This window comes from Mycobacterium lentiflavum (genome assembly GCF_022374895.2).
Classification (GTDB): domain Bacteria; phylum Actinomycetota; class Actinomycetes; order Mycobacteriales; family Mycobacteriaceae; genus Mycobacterium; species Mycobacterium lentiflavum.
In genome coordinates, this window is sequence record NZ_CP092423.2 from 4,929,445 (window position 1) to 4,953,627 (window position 24,183).

21 protein-coding genes and 1 pseudogene are annotated in these 24,183 nt (G+C 65.3%); 11 read left to right on the plus strand and 11 right to left on the minus strand.

Annotation, left to right across the window (positions count from 1 at the left end; genetic code table 11):
- Positions 1-117 precede the first annotated feature (117 nt).
- The gene (sucD, locus tag MJO58_RS22855; RefSeq protein ID WP_239721078.1) at positions 118-1,020 is read right to left on the minus strand and encodes a succinate--CoA ligase subunit alpha; all 903 of its coding nucleotides are present in this window, start codon (positions 1,018-1,020) and stop codon (positions 118-120) included.
- A gap of 12 nt (positions 1,021-1,032) precedes the next feature.
- Positions 1,033-2,196 (minus strand): ADP-forming succinate--CoA ligase subunit beta, encoded by a 1,164-nt coding sequence (gene sucC / locus MJO58_RS22860; RefSeq protein ID WP_239721080.1) that lies wholly within the window; start codon positions 2,194-2,196, stop codon positions 1,033-1,035.
- Between the two features lie 264 nt (positions 2,197-2,460).
- Here sucC and MJO58_RS22865 point away from each other — a divergent pair, with 264 nt between their 5' ends.
- Both MJO58_RS22865 and MJO58_RS22870 read left to right on the plus strand, forming a co-directional pair.
- Complete coding sequence (locus MJO58_RS22865; protein ID WP_239721082.1) at positions 2,461-3,549, plus strand: M23 family metallopeptidase; 1,089 nt, start codon at positions 2,461-2,463, stop codon at positions 3,547-3,549.
- Between the two features lies 1 nt (position 3,550).
- Positions 3,551-4,114 carry a hypothetical protein gene (locus MJO58_RS22870; RefSeq protein ID WP_420845377.1) on the plus strand — a complete coding sequence of 188 codons (564 nt, stop codon included), beginning with the start codon at positions 3,551-3,553 and terminating at the stop codon, positions 4,112-4,114.
- Between the two features lie 75 nt (positions 4,115-4,189).
- Here the strand turns inward: MJO58_RS22870 and pcrA are convergent, their stop codons facing one another.
- The gene (pcrA, locus tag MJO58_RS22875) at positions 4,190-6,526 is read right to left on the minus strand and encodes a DNA helicase PcrA (protein ID WP_239721084.1); all 2,337 of its coding nucleotides are present in this window, start codon (positions 6,524-6,526) and stop codon (positions 4,190-4,192) included.
- A 299-nt stretch (positions 6,527-6,825) separates the two neighbouring features.
- Between pcrA and MJO58_RS22880 the strand changes: the two genes are divergently transcribed.
- Together MJO58_RS22880 and pgi are read left to right on the plus strand one after the other, a co-directional pair.
- Positions 6,826-7,149, plus strand: a complete 324-nt coding sequence (locus tag MJO58_RS22880) for a chorismate mutase (RefSeq protein WP_259608772.1) — start codon at positions 6,826-6,828, stop codon at positions 7,147-7,149.
- A 109-nt stretch (positions 7,150-7,258) separates the two neighbouring features.
- Positions 7,259-8,923: a glucose-6-phosphate isomerase gene (pgi, locus tag MJO58_RS22885; RefSeq protein ID WP_239721085.1), complete on the plus strand. Its 1,665-nt coding sequence runs from the start codon at positions 7,259-7,261 to the stop codon at positions 8,921-8,923.
- Between the two features lie 5 nt (positions 8,924-8,928).
- Here pgi and MJO58_RS22890 read toward each other — a convergent pair whose 3' ends face one another.
- The gene (locus MJO58_RS22890; protein WP_239723413.1) at positions 8,929-9,504 is read right to left on the minus strand and encodes a TetR/AcrR family transcriptional regulator; all 576 of its coding nucleotides are present in this window, start codon (positions 9,502-9,504) and stop codon (positions 8,929-8,931) included.
- Between the two features lie 85 nt (positions 9,505-9,589).
- On the opposite strand from MJO58_RS22890, the gene MJO58_RS22895 reads away from it, so the two are divergent.
- On the plus strand, positions 9,590-10,909 hold the full coding sequence (locus MJO58_RS22895; RefSeq protein WP_090606158.1) for an oxygenase MpaB family protein: 1,320 nt from the start codon (positions 9,590-9,592) through the stop codon (positions 10,907-10,909).
- 2 nt (positions 10,910-10,911) lie between these two features.
- Here the strand turns inward: MJO58_RS22895 and MJO58_RS22900 are convergent, their stop codons facing one another.
- The 4 genes and pseudogenes from MJO58_RS22900 to cobF form a co-directional block, all read right to left on the minus strand.
- Positions 10,912-11,661, minus strand: a complete 750-nt coding sequence (locus tag MJO58_RS22900) for an SDR family oxidoreductase (RefSeq protein WP_090606162.1) — start codon at positions 11,659-11,661, stop codon at positions 10,912-10,914.
- A 41-nt stretch (positions 11,662-11,702) separates the two neighbouring features.
- Complete coding sequence (locus MJO58_RS22905; protein WP_239723414.1) at positions 11,703-12,173, minus strand: zinc finger domain-containing protein; 471 nt, start codon at positions 12,171-12,173, stop codon at positions 11,703-11,705.
- 150 nt (positions 12,174-12,323) lie between these two features.
- Positions 12,324-12,566: pseudogene (locus MJO58_RS22910) on the minus strand (DNA-formamidopyrimidine glycosylase family protein); the annotation flags it as partial.
- Between the two features lie 43 nt (positions 12,567-12,609).
- Positions 12,610-13,371 carry a precorrin-6A synthase (deacetylating) gene (gene cobF, locus MJO58_RS22915; RefSeq protein ID WP_175364525.1) on the minus strand — a complete coding sequence of 254 codons (762 nt, stop codon included), beginning with the start codon at positions 13,369-13,371 and terminating at the stop codon, positions 12,610-12,612.
- A 198-nt stretch (positions 13,372-13,569) separates the two neighbouring features.
- On the opposite strand from cobF, the gene MJO58_RS22920 reads away from it, so the two are divergent.
- The 4 genes from MJO58_RS22920 (at position 13,570) to MJO58_RS22935 (ending at position 17,694) form a co-directional block, all read left to right on the plus strand.
- Positions 13,570-14,475, plus strand: coding sequence for an AurF N-oxygenase family protein (locus MJO58_RS22920; protein WP_239721086.1), 906 nt, complete (start codon positions 13,570-13,572; stop codon positions 14,473-14,475).
- A complete protein-coding gene (locus MJO58_RS22925; protein ID WP_239721087.1) occupies positions 14,472-15,686 on the plus strand; it encodes a DUF4873 domain-containing protein in 1,215 nt (404 codons plus the stop codon). Before MJO58_RS22920 ends, MJO58_RS22925 begins: the two co-directional genes overlap by 4 nt.
- A gap of 279 nt (positions 15,687-15,965) precedes the next feature.
- Positions 15,966-16,730: an STAS domain-containing protein gene (locus tag MJO58_RS22930; protein WP_090606173.1), complete on the plus strand. Its 765-nt coding sequence runs from the start codon at positions 15,966-15,968 to the stop codon at positions 16,728-16,730.
- Between the two features lie 97 nt (positions 16,731-16,827).
- Entirely contained in the window at positions 16,828-17,694 is an 867-nt protein-coding gene (locus MJO58_RS22935) for an LLM class flavin-dependent oxidoreductase (protein WP_239721091.1), read from the plus strand.
- Positions 17,695-17,752: 58 nt separating this feature from the next.
- On the opposite strand, the gene MJO58_RS22940 is transcribed toward MJO58_RS22935, so the two are convergent.
- The 3 genes from MJO58_RS22940 to MJO58_RS22950 form a co-directional block, all read right to left on the minus strand.
- Positions 17,753-18,553: an enoyl-CoA hydratase/isomerase family protein gene (locus tag MJO58_RS22940; protein ID WP_239723415.1), complete on the minus strand. Its 801-nt coding sequence runs from the start codon at positions 18,551-18,553 to the stop codon at positions 17,753-17,755.
- 198 nt (positions 18,554-18,751) lie between these two features.
- Complete coding sequence (locus MJO58_RS22945) at positions 18,752-20,692, minus strand: fumarylacetoacetate hydrolase family protein (RefSeq protein ID WP_239721092.1); 1,941 nt, start codon at positions 20,690-20,692, stop codon at positions 18,752-18,754.
- Positions 20,689-22,947 (minus strand): ATP-dependent DNA ligase, encoded by a 2,259-nt coding sequence (locus tag MJO58_RS22950; RefSeq protein WP_239721093.1) that lies wholly within the window; start codon positions 22,945-22,947, stop codon positions 20,689-20,691. The genes MJO58_RS22945 and MJO58_RS22950 overlap by 4 nt, the downstream gene beginning before the upstream one ends.
- Positions 22,948-23,022: 75 nt before the next feature.
- Between MJO58_RS22950 and MJO58_RS22955 the strand changes: the two genes are divergently transcribed.
- Together MJO58_RS22955 and MJO58_RS22960 are read left to right on the plus strand one after the other, a co-directional pair.
- Complete coding sequence (locus tag MJO58_RS22955) at positions 23,023-23,316, plus strand: hypothetical protein (protein ID WP_239721094.1); 294 nt, start codon at positions 23,023-23,025, stop codon at positions 23,314-23,316.
- A complete protein-coding gene (locus MJO58_RS22960; protein ID WP_239721095.1) occupies positions 23,313-24,170 on the plus strand; it encodes an HAD-IA family hydrolase in 858 nt (285 codons plus the stop codon). Before MJO58_RS22955 ends, MJO58_RS22960 begins: the two co-directional genes overlap by 4 nt.
- Positions 24,171-24,183: the final 13 nt, after the last annotated feature.

A 24,183-nucleotide genomic window follows, 5' to 3' on the forward strand; every position in this document is an offset into this window, starting at 1 on the left:
TTCGTCAGGCTAACCGATGCCTAGCGCCAACACGAAACTACGGCCAGCCCGCGGATTCTCCTGAGATCGCGGCCTGACTGGGCCCCACCGGAGGTTGGGGGACAGTCTCGGCAAAAGCTAGAGGTTCTGCAGGATCTCCCGGGCCAGCGCCGCGGTCTCCGACGGCGTCTTGCCCACCCTGACTCCGGCGGCCTCCAGGGCTTCCTTCTTGGCGGCCGCGGTGCCCGACGAGCCGGACACGATCGCGCCCGCGTGGCCCATCGTCTTGCCCTCCGGCGCAGTGAATCCCGCGACGTAGCCGACCACCGGCTTGGACACGTTGGCCTTGATGTAGTCGGCCGCCCGTTCCTCGGCGTCACCGCCGATCTCGCCGATCATCACGATGATCTTGGTCTCGGGGTCCTTCTCGAACGCCTCGATGGCATCGATGTGGGTGGTGCCGATCACCGGGTCGCCACCGATGCCGATCGAGGTCGAGAAGCCGAAATCACGCAGCTCATACATCATCTGGTAGGTCAGCGTGCCGGACTTGGACACCAGCCCGACCGGGCCGGGGCCGCTGATGTTGGCCGGGGTGATGCCGGCCAGCGCCTCACCCGGGGTGATGATGCCGGGACAGTTCGGGCCGATGATCCGCGTCTTCTGACCCTTGTGGACGTTGTAGGCCCACGCATATGCGCTGTCCTGCACCGGAATTCCCTCGGTGATGACCACCAGCAGCGGAATCTCGGCGTCGATGGCCTCGATGATGGCGTCCTTGGCGAACTTCGGCGGCACGAACACGACCGACACGTTGGCGCCGGTCTCCTTCATCGCCTCCGCGACGCTGCCGAACACCGGCAGTTCGACGTCCTTGCCGACAGGATCGACGTGCGACACCGTGGTGCCGGCCTTGCGGGCGTTGACGCCACCGACCACCTGGGTGCCGGCCTTGAGCATCAGCGCGGTGTGCTTGGTGCCCTCACCGCCGGTGATGCCCTGGACGATGACCTTGGAGTCCTTGTTCAGGAAGATCGACATTGGTTGGCTCCCTTACTTGTTCGCCAGCTCGGCGGCTTTGTCGGCGCCCGCGTCCATGGTCTCGGCCTGGATCACCAGCGGGTGGTTGGCATCGGCGAGGATCTTGCGGCCTTCGTCGACGTTGTTGCCGTCGAGCCGGACCACGAGCGGCTTGTTGGCCTCGTCGCCGAGCATGTTCAGCGCAGTCACGATGCCGTTGGCGACGGCGTCGCAGGACGTGATGCCGCCGAACACGTTGACGAACACGCTCTTGACCTGCTTGTCGTTCAGGATGACGTCGAGACCCGCGGCCATCACTTCGGCCGAGGCGCCACCGCCGATGTCGAGGAAGTTGGCCGGCTTGACCCCACCGTGCTTCTCCCCGGCGTAGGCGACGACGTCGAGCGTCGACATCACCAGACCCGCGCCGTTACCGATGATGCCGACGGCGCCGTCGAGCTTGACGTAGTTGAGGTCGTGCTCCTTGGCCTTGAGCTCCAGCGGGTCGGTCGCGTCGCGGTCCTCGAACTCGGCGTGGCCGGGCTGGCGGAAGTCGGCGTTGGCGTCCAGGGTGACCTTGCCGTCCAGCGCCAGGATTTGGTCGTCCGGAGTGCGCACCAGCGGGTTGACCTCGACCAGCGTGGCGTCCTCGGCGACGAACAGCTCCCACAGCTTGGAGATGGTGTTGGCCGCGGCGTCGAGCACCTCGGCCGGCAGGTGGCCCTGCTCGGCGATGGACCGGGCGGTCGCCAGGTCGACACCGGTCACGGCGTCCACCGGGACCTTGGCCAGCCGCTCGGGCTTGGTGGCGGCGACTTCTTCGATCTCCATACCGCCCTCGACCGAACACATCGCCAGGTAGGTGCGGTTGGCGCGGTCGAGCAGGAACGAGATGTAGTACTCCTCGGCGATGTCGCTCGCCTCGGCCACCAGCAGCTTCTTCACGATGTGGCCCTTGATGTCCAGGCCGAGGATGTTCTTGGCGTGCTCGTACGCGTCGTCGGGTGTCGCGGCGAATTTCACGCCACCGGCCTTGCCGCGGCCACCTACCTTGACCTGCGCCTTGACCATCACCGGGGCGCCGACCTCGGTCGCGATTTCCTTCGCACCCTCGGCGGTGTCGGTTACACGACCGGGCGTAGTAGGTACGTTGTGCTTTACGAACAGTTCTTTCGCTTGATACTCGAAAAGGTCCATGAACTCACTGTCTTCGCTCGAGTTATTTGCAAGGCCTACAGCTCGGCGGTGCCGGAATCGGCAACTCGCACGGTGGAACTGTATCCACACTCAAACTGGCCGCTACCGCCGCATCCACCCATGTGGCACAGGTCACGACACGCCCGGGGCGGCCAAACGTGATCCAGTTCACAATCCGCCGCCGAGGTTGCCAGTCGGATCGGTAAACGGATAACGTCCTAAAGTCCAGATAACGTTATGGTCACGATACGAGGACATTTCAGCTTGTCCCAACACCGTCTCGCGCGTACTCCTGCGTTGTCAGGAGCCGGTCGCCGTCAACGCGACCAGTGGGCGCAACCGCACCAGAACGATGTCACCGAGATCCTGCCGTTGGACGGCTTCGACTTCGACGACCTGGACTTCGCGGACTCCGGTGAGCTCGACGAGCTGGATCTCAGCAACGACTCGACGTTCGATTACGAAGCACAAGTGCTGCTCGCTCCCGAGCTCGACGACCTCGATGAGATCGACGATCTAAGCCCGCTGCGATTGGCCGGCCCCGTCCCCGTGGCATCCACTCCCGTGAACGAAGGCCTCGCCCAGCTCGCCCTCAAGCTCGGCGCAGACCCCAGCTCGGCCGACGTCGACACCAGCGGGGTACGCCGCAGCGGACAGCACCGCAAGCAGCCGACCAGTGCGGCCAAAGGCCGCGTGCTGATCTCGGCGATGGCCGCGGGTGCGGCGGCCGCCGCAGCCCACACCGCGACCAGCCAGGCCGAAACCACCAAGGCCGAGACGGTGCTGACCGCCAACGCGTCGGCACTGACCGGCGGATCGAGCGGCAACGCGGCGCGCGGCGCCCAGGTGATCGCGGTCCAGCCGGCGGCCAACGCCGTGCATAACCAGGAGTTCGCCAAGGGCGTCGCCTTCGCCAACGACCGCGCCCAACGCGAGGCGCGACTGCAGCAGCCGTTGTACGTCATGCCCACCCACGGGATCTTCACCTCGAACTTCGGCTATCGCTGGGGTGTGCTGCACGCCGGCATCGACCTCGCCAACTCGATCGGAACGCCGATCGTGGCGGTGTCCGACGGGGTCGTGATCGACGCCGGCCCGACCGCCGGCTACGGCATGTGGGTCAAGCTGCTCCATGCCGACGGAACCGTCACGCTGTACGGCCACATCAACACCGCCCTGGTCAATGTCGGCCAGCGCGTGATGGCCGGCGACCAGATCGCCACCATGGGCAACCGGGGTAATTCCACCGGCCCACACCTGCACTTCGAGGTGCTCCAAGGCGGCACCCAACGCATCGACCCGGTCCCGTGGCTGGCCAAGCGAGGAATTTTCGTCGGCAATTACGCTGGTTGAGGTGACCGCGCCGAACGACCCCGGAACATCTGAGCCGCCCGCCGAATCACGAACACGGATCATTCGACGTGCCCCGAGCGGGCCGATGCCTTCGATCCCGGACAACCCGACCACGCACCTGCCGCGCCCGGCCGCACCCGATCAGGGAGCCACTCGCGCGGCAGCGCGCAGCGGCCTGCCGGACCGCCCGATCGATGAGCCGACTCCCCGGACTGTCGCCGCGGCCGCCGCGGTCAGCATCGTCAGCGGTTGGGCCACATCGGTGGTCGCTACGGATTTGATCGCCGGCTGGTGGCGGACCGATCGCCTGTTCTGCATCGCGATCGCCTTCCTGGCGCTGGTGTTCGCGACCGCAACCATCACGGGCGTGATCATGCTGCTGCAGCGTCGCGCGTTGGGCCGCTACCTGGTCATCACGGGAGCCGTGGTCGCGGTGCTGACCTACGGCGGCGTTTTCATCGCGGGCGCCCGCGTCGCCTGGATCGTGCACGCCTTCCCGGTGCTGCCGATCGCCAGCGTTCTGTTGGCGGTGCACCCGCACACCAAACGCTGGCTGCAGGGGTAGGCCCGTTCGTCGAACGTGCTCTGACGGCGAAAATGCGGCCGTTTTTCGCCGTGACTGCACGCTGGGCGCAATGGTTCAGAGCTTGCTGACCGGAGCGTGGTTGTGCATCAGCTTGACCCGCCCGGAGCTGCCGAAGTCGATCAGCGACATCGCCGATTCGCCGACGCCCGAGACTTCCTCGACGCGGCCCAGCCCGTACTTGTCGTGAGTCACGCGATCGCCGGGCGCCAGCACCAGCAGCGGCCGTTTGCTCGCCCCGGAGCGGGTGGGTGCCGCGCGCGGCGCACCGAACCGTCCGGCGCCGCTCACCGGCGCGCTATACGAGGGGGCCGGCGCGGTGCGTCGCCAAACCATCAATTCTTGCGGAATCTCTTGCAGGAAACGCGATTCCGGGTTCAGCATCGGCTGCCCCCAGGAGGAGCGGACGATCGCCCGGCTCAGATACAACCGTTGTCGGGCGCGGGTGATGCCCACGTAGGCCAGCCGCCGTTCCTCGGACAGCTCGGTTGGGTCGTCCAGCGCCCGCATGTGCGGGAACATTCCGTCCTCCCAGCCGGTGACAAACACCACCGGGAACTCCAGACCCTTCGCGGTGTGCAACGTCATCAGCGTCACCACGCCGGCCGCGTGCTCGGGAATCTCGTCGGTATCGGCGACGAGCGACACCCGTTCCAGGAATTGCGCCAGCACACCGGTGTCGGGCACGTCTTCGTCCGCTGGGGCGTCGAGCGCGGCGGCTCCTTCTGGTTCCAGGGCCGCATCGATGCTGAATTCGTGCGCGACGCTGACGAGTTCGTTGAGGTTGTCCAGCCGGGCCAACTCCTGCGGATCGGTCGAGGACTCCAGCTCCCGACGGTATCCGGTGCGTTCCAGCACCGCCTCGACCAGATCGCCGAGGTCGTCATCGAGGTGACCCCGTAGCTCGTCGAGCAACTCGACGAACCCCGAAATCGCCTTCTCCGCACGGGAATTGAGCATCGGAACTTTGCCCTCGGCGGCGGCGACCAACGCGTCGGCGAAGCCGGCGCCGGTGTTCTCGGCGTAGACCGCCAGACACGCCTCGGCGCGGTCGCCGATACCCCGGCGCGGGGTGTTGAGGATGCGCCGCATGCTGACCGCATCGCCGGGGTTGTCCAGCACCCGCAGGTAGGCGACGATGTCGCGGATTTCCTTGCGCTCGTAGAACCGCACTCCCCCGACAACCTTGTACGGGATGCCGGCGCGGATGAACACCTCTTCCAACGACCGCGACGAATTGTTGGTGCGGTAGAAGACGGCTACATCGTTATAGGTAATTTCACCCTGCTCGGCGAGCGCGTCAATTTCTTGAGCGACGAACCTGGCCTCGTCGTGCTCATTGTCGGCGACATAGCCGACGATCAACTCCCCTTCGCCGGCGTCGGTCCACAGCCGCTTCTCCCGGCGCCCGGAGTTGCGCGCGATCACCGAATTGGCCGCGGAAAGAATGTTCTGTGTCGAGCGGTAATTCTGCTCCAACAGAATGGTGGTGGCGTCCGGGTAGTCGCGTTCAAACTCCTCGATATTGCGAATGGTGGCGCCCCGGAAAGCGTAGATCGACTGATCCGCGTCGCCGACTACACATAACTCCGCCGGCGGCACGGCGTCGTCGGACGAATTGGCGTCCGTGCGCCCGACCAATTCCCGCACCAGTACGTACTGGGCGTGGTTGGTGTCCTGGTATTCGTCGACCAGGACGTGCCGGAACCGGCGGCGGTAGTACTGGGCGATCTGCGGGAAGGCCTGCAGCACCGCGACGGTCTCGCCGATCAGGTCGTCGAAGTCCAGCGCGTTGGCCGCCCGCAGTCGCCGTTGGTATTCGCCGTAGACCGAGGCGACGGTGTGAGCCAAGTCATCGGATCCGTCCGTGAGGTTGGACACAGCTTGGTCCGGATCGATCAGTTCGTTCTTCAGGTTGGAGATCGCGACGGACAGCAGCCGCGGCGAGTACCGCTTGATGTCCAAACCCATGTCGCGCCCGATCATCTGCAGCAGGCGCCGCGAGTCGTCGGCGTCGTAGATCGAGAAGTTGGAATTGAGGCCCTTGATCAGGGAGGCCTGGTTGCGCAGGATGCGAACGCACGTCGAATGAAAGGTGGACACCCACATCGCACGGGCGCGGTTGCCGACCAGCCGCACCACCCGTTCCCGCATTTCAGCCGCGGCTTTGTTGGTGAAGGTAATCGCGAGGATCTGCCCGACCCCGACGCCGCGTGCGGCGATCAGGTAGGCCACGCGACGCGTCAGCACCGCGGTCTTCCCAGAGCCCGCGCCCGCCACGATCAGCAGGGGCGAGCCCTCGTGTACGACGGCCTGGCGTTGTTGCGGATTGAGTCCGTCGAGCAGCTGGTCTATCTCGGCGGCGAGCTTGGCATCGGTTGCGTGCACAGTCATGTCTGCTTCAATTTACCGCCGACCACCGACGGCAAGTGCCCAGGCCACGGCCCCATTGCAGGGTCAAACGGGATCAACTTTTCGTTTTGCTCCCGGGTGTCCGTGGGTGTGGCACACTCGTTACATGGACAAAACGCAGCTCCATCGCCGCCTCTCGATCCTCGAGTGGCGTCGCCGATTTTTCTGTGGGTACCGGCCCGCGGTGCCCATGGTCTAGCTGTGATTGCTAGAGCCCTGTGGTCCGCCTTCCGGATTCAGGGCTCGAACTTTTTCCAGAGCAAGAAACGTTTTCAAGCCCAATAGCGACAAGACGAAAAAGAACAACACAAAACAACACGGGGGTAGCAGGGATGAGCGTCGAGATGATCGACATTGAACAGTTGGCGAACATTGAAGAGTTGCGCCTTGAGATCGACCGGCTGGATGCCGAGATTCTTGCGGCCGTCAGACGGCGTGCCGAAGTTTCGCGGGAGATCGGCCGCGCCCGGATGGCGTCCGGGGGGACGCGTCTGGTTCACAGCCGTGAGATGAAGGTCATCCAGCGTTACAGCGAGCTCGGCCCGGAGGGCAAGGACCTGGCGATGCTGTTGCTGCGCCTGGGCCGGGGCCGGCTCGGCCACTGACAATCCTCGATACCGGGATTATTTACCGCGAATTTCTTGTATTCCCGCGGCGAATAGTGCTGCCCGCTAGCGGTGGCTGTGGCCGGTAGCTCGGCACTAGGGTCGAACCATGACCTCCGTGCTCACCATCCCCGACATCACCGCCACTCCGGCGTGGGACGCCCTGCGTAGGCATCACGAGCAAATCGGCGAAACCCACCTGCGCCAACTGTTCGACGACGATCCCGATCGCGGTCGCGATCTGGCGGTGACGGTCGGCGACCTCTACATCGACTACAGCAAGCACCGCGTCACCCGCGAGACGCTGCGACTGCTGGTCGACCTGGCGCGGGCGGCAAATCTCGAAGAGCGCCGGGATCAAATGTTCTCCGGCGTGCACATCAACACCTCGGAGGATCGCGCGGTTCTGCACATCGCGCTGCGGTTGCCGCGGGATAAGGAGCTGGTTGTCGACGGCCAAAATGTCGTCGAGGACGTCCACAGCGTGCTGGATGCGATGGGCGATTTCACCGATCGTTTGCGCAGCGGCGAATGGACCGGCGCCACCGGCGAGCGAATTCGCACCGTCGTCAACATCGGCATCGGCGGTTCGGATCTGGGTCCGGTGATGGTATATCAGGCATTGCGCCATTACGTGGACGCCGGAATTTCGGCACGTTTTGTCTCCAACGTCGACCCTGCGGACCTGGTCGCAAAGCTCGCCGATTTAGACCCCGCGACAACGCTTTTCATCGTCGCGTCCAAAACATTCTCGACGCTGGAAACGCTCACCAACGCGACGGCCGCGCGCCGCTGGCTGACCGACGCGCTCGGCGACGCCGCGGTCTCAAAGCATTTCGTGGCGGTCTCGACGAACAAGCGCCTGGTGGACGAGTTCGGTATCAACACCGACAACATGTTCGGCTTCTGGGACTGGGTCGGCGGTCGCTACTCGGTCGATTCGGCGATCGGATTGTCGGTGATGGCTGCGATCGGCCGGGAGGCCTTCGCGGACTTCCTGTCTGGATTCCACATCGTCGACGAGCACTTCCGAACCGCGCCACTGGAGTCCAATGCGCCTGCCTTGCTGGGCCTGATCGGGCTGTGGTATTCGAACTTCTTCGACGCCCAATCGCGCGCCGTACTGCCGTACTCCAACGACTTGGCACGCTTCGCCGCCTATCTGCAACAGCTGACCATGGAATCCAACGGCAAGTCGGTGCGTGCGGATGGCACGCCGGTCACCACCGATACCGGTGAAATCTATTGGGGCGAACCGGGAACCAACGGTCAGCACGCGTTCTATCAATTGCTGCACCAAGGCACCCGGTTGATACCGGCCGACTTCCTCGGCTTCAGCCAGCCCACCGACGACCTGCCCACCATCGAGGGCACCGGCAGCATGCACGACCTGTTGATGAGCAACTTCTTCGCGCAGACCCAGGTGCTGGCGTTCGGCAAGACCGCGCAGGAGATCGCCGCCGAGGGCACCCCCGCCGAGGTGGTGCCGCATAAGGTCATGCCCGGCAACCGGCCGTCGACTTCGATTCTGGCCGAACGGCTTACGCCGTCGGTGGTGGGGCAGCTGATCGCACTGTACGAGCATCAGGTGTTCACCGAGGGCGTGGTGTGGGGCATCGATTCGTTCGATCAGTGGGGTGTCGAGCTGGGCAAGACGCAGGCCAAGGCGCTGCTTCCGGTGCTCACCAGCGACACCTCCCCGGCGCCACAGTCGGACAGCTCGACCGACGCCCTGGTCCGGCGTTACCGGACCGAACGCGGACGAGTCAGCTAGTCCTCTCAGGCAGTCGGGCTCATCACGTCGGACCCGAGTCGCCGCACAAAGGTCCGAAGGCGTTCCACGGTCGCGGTCTGCGGGTCAGACAGGTGGAGCCGTAGCAGTTCTCGACCGGAGGCGTGCAGGATCCGGGCGGTGTATTCGGGATCGTGCACGTGCGGGTTGATGCGCAGCAGTTCGCGGACGAAGAACTGCAGCACGACGGCTTCGGACTGGGCCAGCCGGGCGTACAACTCGGGCGGCGCCCCCTGCGGCGGGAACATGAACAGCCGCCACGTCGCCGGGTGGGCGTCGACGGCGGCCAGCACCCCGTCGAACGCTAGCACCAACGACTGGTCTTCGGCGACCCCTTCCAATCCGGAGATCGCCTCGGCGAACTGCGCGCCGGCCCGCGCCGCCTCGCGGTCGATCAGCTCGACGAACAGCCCGGCCAGGTCGCCGAACTTCTGATAGATCAACGAACGGTTGATACCGGCATGCGCGGCGATGCGTTGCGGCGTCGCCGCGTGGAAGCCTTCGGCGTCGACTATCGCGTGCGCGACGTCGAGGATCTGCTCGCGGCGCTCCTCGGCGCTCATGCGCCGCCTGGGGCTAGCCACGCTTGACAGCATAACTAACAACTTGTGAGTATTACTCACCGACTGTTAGTTAGCGGAGGGTGTGATGGTGCAGTACTACCCCGAACTCGCGAAGAGAGTTCGCAGCCAGCGCGACTTGCAGCCCGCCCTGTACGGCAACTTCGACTTCGACCAGCGGCCGGATCGCCTGGCCACGGAGCCCGACGTCGACACCGCCCTGCCCGCGTGGGTCGCCGACCGGGCGCCCATCCTGGCGGACGACCGCGTTGTCGAGTTGATGAGCACGGCCACCCTGCTCGGCGACGTCGTCGCCGATCCTTATGCGGCGCTGATGACCACGCACAGCGTCACGCACCTGATCGACATGCTCAAGACGGCCTGCCGCCACGGGCTCGAGGCGGTACCCGACGCACCCCCCGAGCTGGTGTCGTTCATCGCCGCAATGGAGGCGACCCCGCAGTGGATCGACTTCGATCTGGTACGCGAGGGCGCTCGGCAGGAACGCATTCCGGCGGCGCTGCTGGCCCCATTCATCACCCGCGGTGCCTTCGTCGCAACCTTCACCAACACCTATGCCGCGCTGCCGATGGCCCTGACCGGAGCCCTGTCGGGCAAGCGGGCCGCCCGACGGGTCAACGAGACGGCCAGCTTCTTCGCCGTCACCACCTTGCCCGGTGCGCTGGACCGCTACGGCCCCGGATTCGAAGCCGCGGCGATGGTGCGGCTGATGCACTCGATGGTCCGCTACAACGCACTGAAGAAATCCGACAAATGGGACACAGCGATCTACGGCATGCCGGTGCCGCAGGTCGACCAGATGCCGGCCGGGATGATCGGCCAGTATCTGTTGGCGCGCAAGGCAAGTCAGCAGGGCCGCACCGAATTCACCGCCGAAGAACGTGCCGTCGTCGAATTCGCCCGGTATCGCTGCTTTCTGCTCGGCCTGCCAGAAGAACTGCTACCGTCCGAACCCGCCGACATCATCCACGTCATGCACGCGCGCTCGGCATTGTTGCGGCACGGATTCGACAAGATCTGCCAAGAGCTGGTGCGCGGCACCATGGGCGCCTATCTGCGCCCCGACACCGCGCTGTTCGACCGCTGCGCCGACGCGGTCGAAAAGAGTTTCAGCAAGTTCACTTTCGTGCGCACGTTCTGCGGCGGCAATCGCGACGTCGCCGCGGCCATGGGTGTCTCACTCGACCCGACGGATCTGCTGCGCATCGCGCTGACCGCGCCGTTCATCCTCGGACGCTTCACCGCGGTTAGCCACGCCAGTCGCATCCCGGTGCTTCGGGACATTACCGACGCCTACGTGATCGGGCTGCTCAAGCTCCGGCTAAAAACCTACGGCAAGCCCGAATTCACTAGCGATGCAACGCATTACACGCCAGTCCCGCACTGAGGTCAGGCGAACGGTTTGGTCAGCGGCGGCGGCAGCACCCGCATCAGCTGCACCAGTGGCGCCCACGGCCACCGCGGCACCACCGCCCGGCCGGGCTCACGCTCGATCGCCGCGACCAGTGCCCGAACGCCAGTTTCGTTGTCCACCATCAACATTGTGCTCGCAGATTTGGCGGTCATCTCCGACTCGATGTAACCGGGCTCGATCGACGAAATTTTGATGGGACCCCTCACGTACTCGGCGCGCAGCGATTCACCCAGGGACGTCAGTCCGGCTTTGCTTGCGCAGTAGGCGGCTTTGATGCCGGGCACCCCCTTGTTGCCGAGGACCGACGAGATCAGCACCAGGTGGCCCGAGCCACTCTTGTGGAACATCTCGAGAGCCGTTTCGATCTGCACGAGCGCGGCCAGCAGGTTGGTCTCGATGGTCTTCTTGTTCGCCCAGAGCTTGCCGCTTCCCAACGGGGCTCCGCTGCCGATTCCGGCGTTGACAATGATGCGGTCGATGCCGCCCAATTCATCGCTGAGCTCGGCGAACACCTTCGGCACCTGCTCATGCTCTCGGACATCCAGCGCGGCCACCGCGATCTTGACCGACGGATACTGCTGCGAGAGCTCGGCTTTCAGCTCATCGAGCCGGTCGGTGCGACGGGCACACAGCGCCAGGTCGCGCCCTTTGGCGGCGAATGCACGCGCCATGCCGGCGCCCAGGCCGGAACTGGCGCCGGTGATGAGGATCTTCTGGCGAGTCACCCGGGCAGCATATCGACAGGTGTCAAGTTCGCCACGATCGGCTACTTGAGCAGCCGTGACATCCGCCGATCGGCCAACACCTTGCCGCCGGTCTGACACGTCGGGCAATACTGAAAAGACTTGTCCGCGAACGACACTTCCCGCACGGTGTCCCCACACACCGGGCAGGGCAACCCGGTGCGCGCGTGCACCCGCAACCCGGAGCGCTTCTCCCCTTTAAGCATCGCCGCGCCTTGGCCGACCGAGCGGTTCACCGCGTCGGTCAGCACCGAGATCATCGCGTCGTGCAGGGTGACGAGCTGTTCGCGCGTCAGCTTTCCGGCCGTGGCAAACGGCGACAACTTGGCGACGTGCAGGATTTCGTCGCTGTAGGCGTTGCCGATTCCGGCGATCACCTTCTGGTCGGTGATGACGGTCTTGATCCGCCCGGTATTGCCGGCCAGCACCCCGGCCAGGTCGTCGGCGCCCAGATCCAGGGCGTCCGGGCCCAGCGCGGCGATGCCCGGCACCAGCTCCGGGTCGTCGACAAGCCATACGGCCAGCCGCTTCTGGGTGCCGGCCTCGGTGAGGTCGAAGCCCGGCGCCTCACCCGGCGTGCCCAGGTGAACACGCAGCGCGATGGGTCCCTTGCCGGGACGCAGCGGGGCCGCGGCCAACCTGTCCGACCAGCGCAACCAGCCCGCGCGGGAAAGGTGGGCGATCAACAACAGCTTGCCGGCCTGCAGCCCCAGATACTTACCCCACCGGTTGGCTCCGGTGACGGTAAGGCCGTGCAGCGCGCTGATCGGCGGATCGAAGGTTTTCAGAACCGACAAGGCCCCGACATCGACGCGGCCGATCGTCGAACCGACGGCATGGCGCCGCAGATGGTCGACCAGCGCTTCGATCTCGGGCAGTTCGGGCACCTATTCAGTTTGCCGATCGCAGCTGTGCAGTGTCCATCGAGGCTCAGGACGGCCGTAATAAGTAGGTATCCATGATCCAGCCGTGCCGTTCGCGGGCCTGCGAACGCAGCGCCACGATGCGCGACCCCACCTCACCGACAGTGCCCGCGACCAGCAGCTCGTCGTCGGTACCCAGGTAGGCGCCCCACCAGATCCGGGTGTCGGCGGGGCAGGCCGCAAACGAGCAGTCGGCGTCGAGCATCACTATGACTGAGGGGCCCGAGCCGTCCATACCGTGCGCGCGGAGCTGGCGGCCGGTGGTGATCAACACGGGTTCGCCGACGTCGTTGAGCGGGATGCGGTGTCGCGCGGTGAGCGCCTGGACGGCGGTGATACCCGGGATGACGTCGAAGGTGAAGTCGATCTCGGCTGCGACCGCGTCGAGAATCCGCAGCGTGCTGTCGTACAGCGACGGGTCCCCCCAGGCCAGGAACGCCCCGACGCCGTCGGGGCCCAGCTCGGTGGCGATGGCCTGCGCCCAGATCCGGGTGCGCGCCGCGTGCCAGTCGGCGACCGCGTCCCGGTAGTCGCCCTGCTCGTCGGCCGGGCTGGACCGCTTCGGATCGGGCAATTCCACGAAGCGATAGCGCGGTTCGCGGATGAACCGCGCGCAGATCTCCCGTCGCAACGCGACCAGATCGCTTTTCGCCTGGCCCTTGTCCATCGCGAAGAACACCTGGGTGTCGTTGAGCGCCTCGATCGCCTGCATGGTCACGTAATCGGGATCGCCGGCGCCGATGCCGATCACGTGGATATGCCGACTCACCCGCTGCCTCCTCATGCTCGTTCCCCGTCACATTGCCGAATCGCAACCTCGAACACCTAGTCGGGGTCGCAAGTACCCAGTACCATGGGTACCGTCTGTAGCACCCGATGAAGGGACGCCAGCGATGACCCGCGCCGACACGATGCAGAGCCAAGCGATGGGGTGGGGGCACCTCCCGCTTGCGGGGGAGAGCGCGCCATGACTACCGCGGTGCGGCCGGACGGGCCGAGTCGTGAAGAGTTCTCCGAGCGGCTACTGAAGGGCTCGGTCAAGAAGTCCTACGAGCCGATCGTCGACATCGACTGGGATGCCCCGCTGGATCCGGACAAGTTCTATCTGCCGCCCCGGCTGGTCTCGCTGTACGACACGCCGATGTGGGACGAGATGAGCCGTGAGCAACAAATCGAGCTGTCCCGCCAGGAACTGGTCAACACGCTGTCGGCCGGCATCTGGTTCGAGAACATGCTCAACCAGTCGCTGCTGCGCACCATCCTGCACGAGGACCCGACGAGCCGGTCCACGCATTACAAGCTGACCGAGCTGGGCGACGAAACCCGGCACATGGTGATGTTCGGCAAAGCCATCGAGCGCATCGGCGCCAAGCCGGTACGCCCCCGGCGGTTGCACCGGATGATCATCAACTCCCTGCCGCTCGCGTTCCAATACGGCTCGATGCTGTGGGTGGCCGCCCTGATCGGCGAGGAGATTTTCGATTCGCTGCAGCGGCAGATGATGGACGATCCGGAGCTACAGCCAATCATTCAGCGGCTCATGCGAATTCACGTCACCGAAGAGGCCCGTCACATTCAGTTCGCGCGCGACGGCGCCCGCAAGCGGGCCCAGACCATGCCGCGGTTCAACAAATTGTTCATGGCCAACATCAACGGACTCGGCGGGTACTTCTTCCGTTTCCTGTTCAGCAATCCGATCCCCTATGCGCGGACCGGACTGGACCCCAAACGGGCACGCGCGCTCGCGCGCAGCAGCCCACATCGCCACGAGGTTCAGATGTCCGGATTCGCACCGCTCGCAGCGTTTTTGACTGAGATAGGCCTGCTGGGCCCGATCGCGCGTCGCGGCTGGAAGCGCACCAACTTTCTGTGAGCCAGCCGCAGGTCATTGTCATCGGCGCGGGAGCCCGGGGCCGGGGTGTGACAACCGAACTGCTCGCGGCGGGCATCACCGACGTGGTCGTTCTCGAAACATCACCGGTGATCAGCGCGCGGTTCGCCGACGACACCCACACCTGGGAGTTGCGCACCGCCGGGGGCAAGACGTCGCACGGCCGGGCGGTCGTCGCGGCCGATCCACCGATGCTCATCGGTTGGACACCGGAGCTGGCTGGGCGCAACGACTTTCACGGCGAATCGTTTCACGCGGCGCAGTGGAACGCCGATTTCGATCCGACCGGCAAACACGTCGCGGTCGTCGGCACCGACTCCACCGCCGGTTACTACCTGCCGCGACTGACCGCGGCGGCCGCCTCGGTCACCGTTTTCGCGCACCCGCCGCGCCGGATCGTCGCCGAATTGCCGTTGCCGCCAACCCGTGTCAAGCGCTGGCTGCGCCGCAAAGCCCTGGCGCCCTTGGGCCGCAGCCAATCTCGGCCTGCACGCGTAGCATCGCCCATCGCCGCGATCACCGCGTCGGGCATTCGCACCAGCGACGGTGTCGACCACCTCGCCGACGCGATCATTTACGGCACCGGGTTCACGATTACCGATCGGGCGCCCGAGCTGATCGGTAGCGGCGGCTTATCACTCGAGCAAACCTGGGCCGACGGCACCGAGCCGTTCCTGGGCGTCGCGATTCACGGTTTCCCCAACTACTTCTCGATCACCGGGCCGGATGTCGTCGCGCAAACTCGCTATATCGTCGAATGCCTTGTGTTGCTGGAAGGCGGCGGCAGCACCCGTATCGAGGTATTGCGCAGCAGTCAGCAAGTCTTCAACGAGCGCGCGCATTTCCAATCCACCCCGCCATTTCCGGTGGCTCGGATTTCCAAGGCGTTCGACCTGTCATCCGGCGCGCCCACCGACGATGCGAAGTATGACGGCAGCGCGACGCTGACCATCGCCGGCACGTCACTTCCGGTACGGGTGCGGCTGGCCGGACGCCTAGATCCGATCGACGGCCGTTACCACTGGCAGGGAACGCTCTTCAGCTCCGCGGCCCAGCCCCTACCGGACGAAGCACTCAAGCAGATCCGCGCGGCGACGCTGACGGTCGGCGAGCGCAGCGCGACGGCCCGCATCGTCGAACGGACGCCGTGGGGCACCCACGCGATCGCCGGCGTGGGCGCTCCCCCCTGGTGACGGAATCCTGAACGGCTCCGGATTCCCTCGTCTGGTGGCATCGATGCCACTGAACTAACGTGAGAAGTCTCTGCCGCCGGGGGGCGGTTCCTCATTCGGTTTGCCGGATGGGAATTCGAGGGAGCAGGAGATGGAATGCCGGAACGATACGTTCGGTCACTTTCCGACCGCGCTAGGATTCGGGTGCCCTAACCGCAATTTGGACACGCGCCCACAAACCGCTGCATCGCGAAGCGCGATAAGCAGGGATAATGTCCTAGACGGAAAGGAGTGCCTCTCGTGAGTGCGGTAGCTGAGTCGCCGAGCTCGCTGGCCGTTGCGACACGGACGGACGACTCGATCGCCGTCCTTACCGTCGGCGGTGTGCTTGACGCCGGCAACTCCGGGGCGCTGCGCGAGAGCATCTTCAAGGCAACGCTGGACGAGCCGACGGCCGTTATCGTCAACATCAGCGAACTCAAGGTGCCCGCGGAGTCGGCATGGTCGGCCTTCATCAGTGCCCATTTGCAGCTCGGCACCCAGACCAGAGTTCCGATTGTGCTGGTCAGCGCGCATCGAGCGACCCGCGACGCGCTCACCCGCAGCGAGGTAGCGCGCTTTATGCCGGTCTACTCGACCGAAAAGGCGGCCATCAAAGCGCTCGGCAAGCTCACCCGTCAGACCGTCCAGCGGGCCGATTCCGCGTTGCCCGCGAACCTGACCAGCCTGCGCGAATCACGCCGGCTGGTCCGCGAGTGGCTAACCGAGTGGAAGCAAACCGGGCTCATCCCCGTCGCGCTGGTGGTCGTCAATGTGTTCGTGGAAAACGTGCTCGAACACACCGGCAGCGTCCCGAAGATGCGGATCGAGACCGACGGCGAAACCGCGACCATCGCGGTATCCGACGAGAGCACTTCGGCGGCCGTACGGCTGCCGTCGCCGGACAAAGGCATCGACGTGTCGGGGCTGGCGATTGTCGACGCGCTCTCCCGCGCCTGGGGCAGCACCCCGACAGCGTCGGGCAAGACGGTTTGGGCAATCATCGGTCCCGAAAATCAGCTGTAGTCGGGCCGCTTCATCCCGTTATATGGGACCCGCCCGTAAGCCAAACTAGAACACGTTCTAGTGTCGTGTGACGGCCCCCACAAGGAAGGCGGATGACGTGCGCTTCACCTACGCAGAGGCGATGACCGACTACCGGTACTACATCCCGCTGGCCCAAGCCGCCGAGGCGGCCGGCTACCACGCGATGACGATCGCCGACAGCATCGCCTACCCCTTCGAATCCGACTCGAAGTATCCGTACACCCCGGACGGCAACCGCGAATTCCTGGACGGCAAGGAGTTCATCGAAACCTTCGTGCTGACAGGGGCATTGGGCGCGGTGACGACGAAGCTGCACTTCAACTTCTTCGTCCTCAAGCTGCCCATCCGGCCGCCGGCGTTGGTGGCCAAACAGATTGGCTCGCTGGCCGCCTTGACCAACAACCGGGTGGGCTTCGGGGTCGGTACCAGCCCGTGGCCGGAGGACTACGAGTTGCTCGGTGTCCCGTTCGCCAAGCGCGGCAAGCGCATGGACGAATGCATCGAAATCATCCAGGGCCTCACCAGCGGCGACTATTTCGAATTCCACGGCGAGTTCTACGACATCCCCAAGACGAAGATGACACCGGCTCCCACCCAACCGATCCCGGTGCTGATCGGCGGCCACGCCGACGCCGCGCTGAAACGCGCCGCCCGCCTGGACGGCTGGATGCACGGCGGCGGCGACCCGGAGGAACTCGACGGGCTCCTGGCCAAGCTCAAGCGGTATCGCGAAGAGGCCGGCAAGACCGGCCCGTTCCAGATTCACGTGATCTCGGCGGACGCCTACACCGTCGACGGCATCAAGCGGTTGGAGGACAAGGGCGTCACCGACGCCATCGTCGGGTTCCGCATCCCCTACATCAAGGGCAACGACACCGAGCCGCTGGAGAGCAAGATCCGCAACCTCGAGATGTTTGCCGAGAACGTCATCGCGAAGGTCTAGCGGCGGTCGCAAGCGCGGCGAAACCGGGCGAAGCGGCCCGCCGCCCAAAGCTCTGGCCTCACAGCGGATCCCACTTGGGAGCCCGCTTCTCCATGTGCGCCGTGGCCGCCTCGGCAGGGTTGTTCGTGAAGCCGCTGAGGATCTGAGTGCGATTCTCGATCTCGATGGCATGCCGCAAACTGGGCGCATCGAGCGCGACGTTGAGCCCAATCTTGGTCTGCCACACGCCATAAGCATTGTTCTCGGCGATCTCGCGGGCCTTGCGCAACGCCGCCGGCATCAGCTCGTCGGGCGCGACCACCTCGTGCACCAGCTTGATGCGGTAGGCCTCGTCGGCGTCGATGATCCGGCCGGTCAGCATCAACTCGCGCGCCACGCCGGCACCGACGATTTTCGGCAGCAGATAACTGGTGCCCATGTCCATCGACGAGAAGCCGGCCTTGATGAACACCGAGCCGAACCGGGCCTGTTGCGACGCCACCCGGATATCGCTGACCAACGTGAACGCCAGGCCGCCACCGACTGCGACGCCGTTGACCGCCGCGATCACGGGGATGTCCAGTTCGTAGATTCGGGTGTAGAGGTTGGCCAGCCGTACCTGAGCGTCGTAGTTGACCTTGAACGCCGGGGTTTGCCGGCCGGCCGGACGGGTCCAGGCCTGGCCAGTGCCGCTCAGATCTGCGCCGGCGCAGAATCCGCGTCCGGCACCGGTGATGATCGCGACCCGGTACTGGCCGCCGCTGAGCACGTCCAGGGCGGCGTCCACGCCGTCGATCAACGAACCGTCGATCGCATTGAGACGAGCCGGGCGGTTCAGGGTGATACAGGCGATGTTGTCCTCGAGAGTTTCCAGTTCCACGGCAGGCATATCGAAACCGTATGCGATGTCGTTGTTTACCGACTAGGCGCATCGCGGTTTCACCTCGACATGGGTGCCACCGCAGGCGGCTGCACGACCTCCGACGCCACAGGTTCTGCCGGAACTGCGGACGGCCGATCGGCAGGGCCCGGCATACCAACGTCGGCTTCGTAACCGCCGTCTTGAAGTAGCGCAAGCTCAGCCGCGTTTGGCCAACCACTCGGCCTGCATCACCAGCAACGCCATCGTTTCCAATTGTGGTGTGTCCGGGTCGAGTTCGCGATAGCGTTGGTAGACGTTGACTACCACTCGCTCGGCGTCCAGCCAGCTGGCGTACTCGCCGAGATCGATGGTGTCCGCGGCCTGGGCCCACGGCAGACCCTTGTCGTAGGCGGCCTTGGCTTGCTCGGCAACGTGCACGAGATAGCCACGGACGGCACGGATCCCGTCGGGGTCGGTCACCGGACCGTGCCCGGGCACCACCGTCGGAGCGTCCAGCGCGATCATCGCATCGCAGGCCGCGATCCAGTTGTCGATCGGGCCCGCCCACACGATCGGGGTGCAGCCGATGAACAGCAGATCGCCACCGAACAGCACTCCGGCGTCGGGCACATGCACCACCGAGTCCGCCGCGGTGTGCGCCGGACCCAGGTTCAACAGCTCGATCCGCCGGCCGCCGATCTCGATGGACAGTTCACGGTCGAACGTCTGGTCGGCGTTGCGCACTTTGATGCCACTGAAGTCGAAGGGCCCAAACCGGTCTCGCGTGTACGGCGTCGCGACCGGCCCAAGATTGGCGGTCTGCACCATGGCGAGCATCTCGGGCGCCATCCCGTGCTCGATCTCGTCGGCCGTGCCCTGCGCGGCGATGATCCGCACCGACGGGTCGAGCAGTTGGTTGCCGTGGGTGTGATCACCGTTGGAGTGAGTGATCAGCGCGTCAGTGATCGGCGCCCGGTCGGTGAACGAGCCCATCGCGGTCAGCATTTCGCGGGTCAACGCCAAGTCGAACAGGGTGTCGACCAGTAGTGAGGCGCCGTCGCCGCTGACCAGACCGGCGTTGCTCCAGCCGTAGCCTCCGTCCGGCAATGTCCACGCCCACACCCGATCTGCGACCTCGTGCAGCCCGCGGGTGTAGGGTACCCGCGCCGGCGCCCGGTTGACCCGGTTCGGTGCGGGTGCGGCTTCCGGATTCGGCCGGGGAGCCAACCGGTGCGGCGGGCTAGTGGCCCGGACGGTCTGCCGGGTCTCGCCCAAACCCTGCACCCGCAGCGTGACGACGTCACCGTCGCGCAGCCACCCGGGGAACGACTCCAGCCGGGTCAAGCTGAGGTGTTCGACCAGCGTGCAGGTCGGCACCGTGCCGGAGCCGATGACGTCACCGGGCGTGAGCTGTACACCGCGCGAAACGAAGGAGATGACTTCGCCGAAGCTCCAATCCATTTGGGCCGTCGAGCCCGATCCGATCACGTGATCGTTGACCAGTGCGGTGACCTGCAGGTCGAGCTTGCCAGGATTGGCGGGGTGGCGATACTCCTCGAGCTCATCGGGTGTCACCAAGTAGGGGCCCAGCGTGACTCCGCTGTCTTTGCCCTTGCCCTGTCCGATCGCGAGTTGGGTTTCCAGCTGCTGCAGGTCGCGCGCCGACCAGTCGTTGAAGATGGTGTAGCCGATGATGGCCTGTTCGGCCTGCTCCACCGTCAGATCTTTGCCGCTCGTTCCGATGACCGCGGCGATCTCCAGTTCGAAGTCCTGCCAAGCACTTCCGGGCGCCATAGGCGCATCGTCATAAGGCCCCAGAACGGTTGCCGGACAAGCGAAGTAGAACGCCGGGATGCGATACCAGGTATCGCTGAGGACCCGTGGACCGCCCACCGCTGCCTGGCAGTTGCGCATGTGGTCCAGAAAGCACAGGGAATCCCGGATCGACGGCGGCCGGGGGATCGGCGCCGCCAACACCACGTCATTCAGCCGCACCGGGTCGCGACGCTGCGCTTCCTCACCGGCCTGGCGCAGGCCGTCGGCACCGCGCGCGACGAGGTCGAGCAGCGTTACCCCCGGCGGCATCGGGTGGATCACATCGTCGGAGAGCACCCCGGTCTGCTCGCCGTCGGCTCCTCGAAAGGTCACCCATTTCATTCGCGCACCACCTCACTCGGCTTCTTGTCTGGTCGCAGTCCACGCCAACTCGGTTGGCGCAAGCGACCATCCGGCGTCCATTCGCTGTAGCGCACCTCGCCCACCAGGACCGGCTCGACGAACGTCACGCCCTTGGCGTCGCGGGTGGGCAGCCTGGCATCGAACGGGGATTCGTCGGTGTGCAGCGGCGCCAGCGTCTTTTTCAAGTTGGCCAGGTCACGCTCGGTGAAGCCGGTGCCGACCCTGCCCACGAAGTGCAGCCCGCCACTGCCCGGAATACCGACCATCAGCGAACCGATTCCGCTGGTGCGCCCGCCTTCTCCGGCCTTCCAGCCGCCGATGACGACTTCCTGTGTGCTCCAATGCTTGTCCTTGACCCAGGACGACGAGCGTCGGCCCGGCTGATAGGTGGAGTCGCGCTTCTTGGCGACCACGCCCTCCCAGCCGTGCTTGCGGGAATACTCGAGCGCCTGCGCGCCGTCGTTGCCGGGGACCAGCTCGGGAACGATGAGACTGGTTGCGCTGGCGAGAGTTTCCAGAAGTTTGCGACGGTCGGCGTACTTCGCCCGCAGCAGCGAGCGACCGTCCAGGTAAACCAGGTCGAACGCCCAGAACTCGATGCGGGTGGCGCGGTTGCGGTTCTGCATCTCGTTGAAGCTGGGTACCCCGGATTCGTCCAGCGCCACGATCTCGCCGTCGAGCACCACGTGATGATCGACCAGATCTTTTGCCAGCGAAGCTAATTGCGGATACTCCTTGGTGACGTCACGGCCGCTTCTGGACCGGGCTCGCACACTGCCGCGATCCGCCTCGATCAGCAGCCGGTAACCGTCCCACTTTCCCTCGAAGGCCCACTGGCCGGACTTGAGCTTAGCCACCGAACCATGCGTGGCGAGCATCGGAGCGACCTCGTCGAACTCGAAGACCTTCTGGTCTTTCATCCGGTGCGCCAGCCACTGGTCACCCTTGGTCTGAATCAGGGCGTAGCGTCCGGAAATTCGGCTGCCGTGCAGATTCACGATCACCTCGTCGTCGCGAAACTTCTCGGTGTCGTAAGTTCCGGAATCCCAGATGACCACCTTGCCGGCGCCGTATTCACCCTTGGGAATGTCGCCCTCGAACGTGCCGTATTCCAAGGGATGGTCTTCGGTGTGCACCGCGAGATGATTCACCGACGTCGTCTCGGGCAGGTTCTTCGGCACCGCCCACGACACCAGTACGCCGTCTCGTTCCAGCCGGAAATCGTAGTGCAGCCGGCGGGCATGATGCTCCTGGATGACGAATGTATTTCCCTGTCCTGCGGCAGGTTTCGCGTCAGGAACCGGCTCCGGGGTCTTCGCCGCGTCGCGCATGCTGCGATACTTCGTCAGCCGGTCCGCGACGGGTGCATCGGCATCCAGCGGCTCCAGCAGATCTCCGTCGCGGTCGACGCGGGTCAGCACCTCGTCGTAGCGCAGCTGCGTCAGCCCCGGGTCGTCGAGTTCCTCCCAGCTGCGGGGTGCCGCGACGGTCGGGTACTGTCTGCCACGCAGCGAGTACGGCGCGATCGTGGTCTTGGATCCGTTGTTCTGGCTCCAATCCAGGAATACCTTGCCGGCCCGCAGGCTCTTGGTCATCGTCGAGGTGACCAGCTTAGGCATCGATGTTTCCAGTTGTTGTGCAACGCGTTTCGCCAGTACGGTGGCCCCATTGCTGCTCACCGGCTCCTCCAGTGGCGCATAGAGGTGCAGTCCCTTGCTGCCGCTGGTGAGGGGGAAGGTGGTCAGCCCGATATCGGCGATCAGGTCCCGTACCGCCCGGGCCACCTCGGCCAGCTGCGCCATCGTGACGCCCTCACCCGGGTCCAAGTCGAACACCAATCGTGTTGCGGGCCCGGGCTTGAGTTCTTCGGCGTTTCTGCGGGTCCACTGCGCGACGAACCGCCACTGTGGCACGTGTACTTCCAGCGCCGCCTGCTGCGCGATCCAGGCCAGTCCGTCGACACTGTCGATGATCGGATACGTCGTCGTTCCGGACCGGTGGGTAATGCTGGCGCGCGGCAACCACTCAGGAGCCGAGGCAGCCAGCTGCTTTTCGAAAAACGATGACTGCTCAACGCCATTGGGCCAGCGCTTACGGGTGGCCGCACGGCCGGCGATGTGTGGCAGCATCACTTCGGCGATTGCGGTGTAGTAGGCGAAGACGTCGGACTTGGTGGTGCCGGCGGCAGGGTAGAGCACCTTGTCGGGGTTCGTCAGCTTCACCCGTGGTGCCATGAGAGTCAACCTACGCGTTTATACCGGATTAACTCCTTTGACCTCCGATTATCGCTCGCTACCGTCGACTTCTTTGTGACATCAACCACGATGTTGGCTGTTGCCGGTTGGGCTCGCTACATGCGCGGCCATGACCTCAACGGGCGCAAAATCACCCTCGAGGACTCGCAGGCGGTTCCGGTGGTTAGGTTGGCCAACATGGCAAGCAACAACCCCGATCCGCTGCTGGGCCATGAGATGTTCGCCCAGGTGCGCGGTGTTCCTGGTTTTGCCGACCGCCTGGGCGAGCTGATTGCCGATATCGACGAGCACGGCGTGGTGCCCACGCTGCGGGACGCGATGCGCAACGACGAGTTGGTGTCGCGATGAACAGCGCACTGACGCTCGTGCACGCCTTCGACCCAGCGCCGATCACCACCTTGCTCTGCGACGCCGACGACAACCTGTTTGCCTCGGAGCGGCCCGCGTTCGAGGCATCGACCGAGGTCGTGAATCGTTTCCTGGCCCGGTTCGGCGTCCCGGCTCCGCTCAGCCCGGAGGAGTTGCGCAAGCGGGCGGTCGGAAAGAACTTCCGTACCATCGCGCTCGACCTGGCGGTGCAGTGTGACGTCCCGCTCGAGCAGGCGTTGGCCCAGGGCCGTCCCGCCGCGGTGGTCGCCTCGGCCGGCGACTTGGCCGGCGGCAACGCCTTGTCCGTCGACGACCTCGAGGAGTGGGTGCGCGAGGAGCGCGAACGCGTCACCGCTCATCTGGCCCGCACCCTGACGCCCGATCCGCAGGTGCTCGAACCGTTGCGCGACCTCGCGGCGCACTACGCCCTCGCGGCGGTCAGCTCCAGCGCCACCAAGCGCCTCGGTGCCTGCTTCGCTGCCACGGGCCTCGATGCGCTGATATCGGAGTCGGTGAGCTTCAGCGCTGAGGATTCGCTTCCGGTGCCGACGAGCAAACCCGACCCGGCGGTCTATCTGCATGCCGGCCAGGCGCTGGGCGTCGCGTCCGAACAGGGGCTGGCCATCGAAGACTCCGTGGCCGGCGTTTCTTCCGCGGTCGCAGCGGGCTACCCCACCGTCGGTAACCTGATGTTTCTACTACCTGACGAACGGGATTGCCGCCGTGCAGAACTGATCGATGCCGGCGCAGTCGCGATCACCGAGTCGTGGCGTGCGCTAGCCGATTTCCTGCTGCTGTCGGCGGTGCCGACTGGCGGTTCACCGCTCGCGTAGGGGGCATCGGCCC

Bases quoted from the DNA above. Each gene is read 5' to 3' on its own strand.
- sucD (WP_239721078.1), bottom strand. From the start codon at position 1,020: ATGTCGATCTTCCTGAACAAGGACTCCAAGGTCATCGTCCAGGGCATC.
- sucC (WP_239721080.1), bottom strand. From the start codon at position 2,196: ATGGACCTTTTCGAGTATCAAGCGAAAGAACTGTTCGTAAAGCACAAC.
- pcrA (WP_239721084.1), bottom strand. From the start codon at position 6,526: ATGACTGTGCACGCAACCGATGCCAAGCTCGCCGCCGAGATAGACCAG.
- pgi (WP_239721085.1), top strand. From the start codon at position 7,259: ATGACCTCCGTGCTCACCATCCCCGACATCACCGCCACTCCGGCGTGG.
- MJO58_RS22890 (WP_239723413.1), bottom strand. From the start codon at position 9,504: ATGAGCGCCGAGGAGCGCCGCGAGCAGATCCTCGACGTCGCGCACGCG.
- MJO58_RS22895 (WP_090606158.1), top strand. From the start codon at position 9,590: ATGGTGCAGTACTACCCCGAACTCGCGAAGAGAGTTCGCAGCCAGCGC.
- MJO58_RS22920 (WP_239721086.1), top strand. From the start codon at position 13,570: ATGACTACCGCGGTGCGGCCGGACGGGCCGAGTCGTGAAGAGTTCTCC.
- MJO58_RS22945 (WP_239721092.1), bottom strand. From the start codon at position 20,692: ATGAAATGGGTGACCTTTCGAGGAGCCGACGGCGAGCAGACCGGGGTG.
- MJO58_RS22950 (WP_239721093.1), bottom strand. From the start codon at position 22,947: ATGGCACCACGGGTGAAGCTGACGAACCCCGACAAGGTGCTCTACCCT.
- MJO58_RS22960 (WP_239721095.1), top strand. From the start codon at position 23,313: ATGAACAGCGCACTGACGCTCGTGCACGCCTTCGACCCAGCGCCGATC.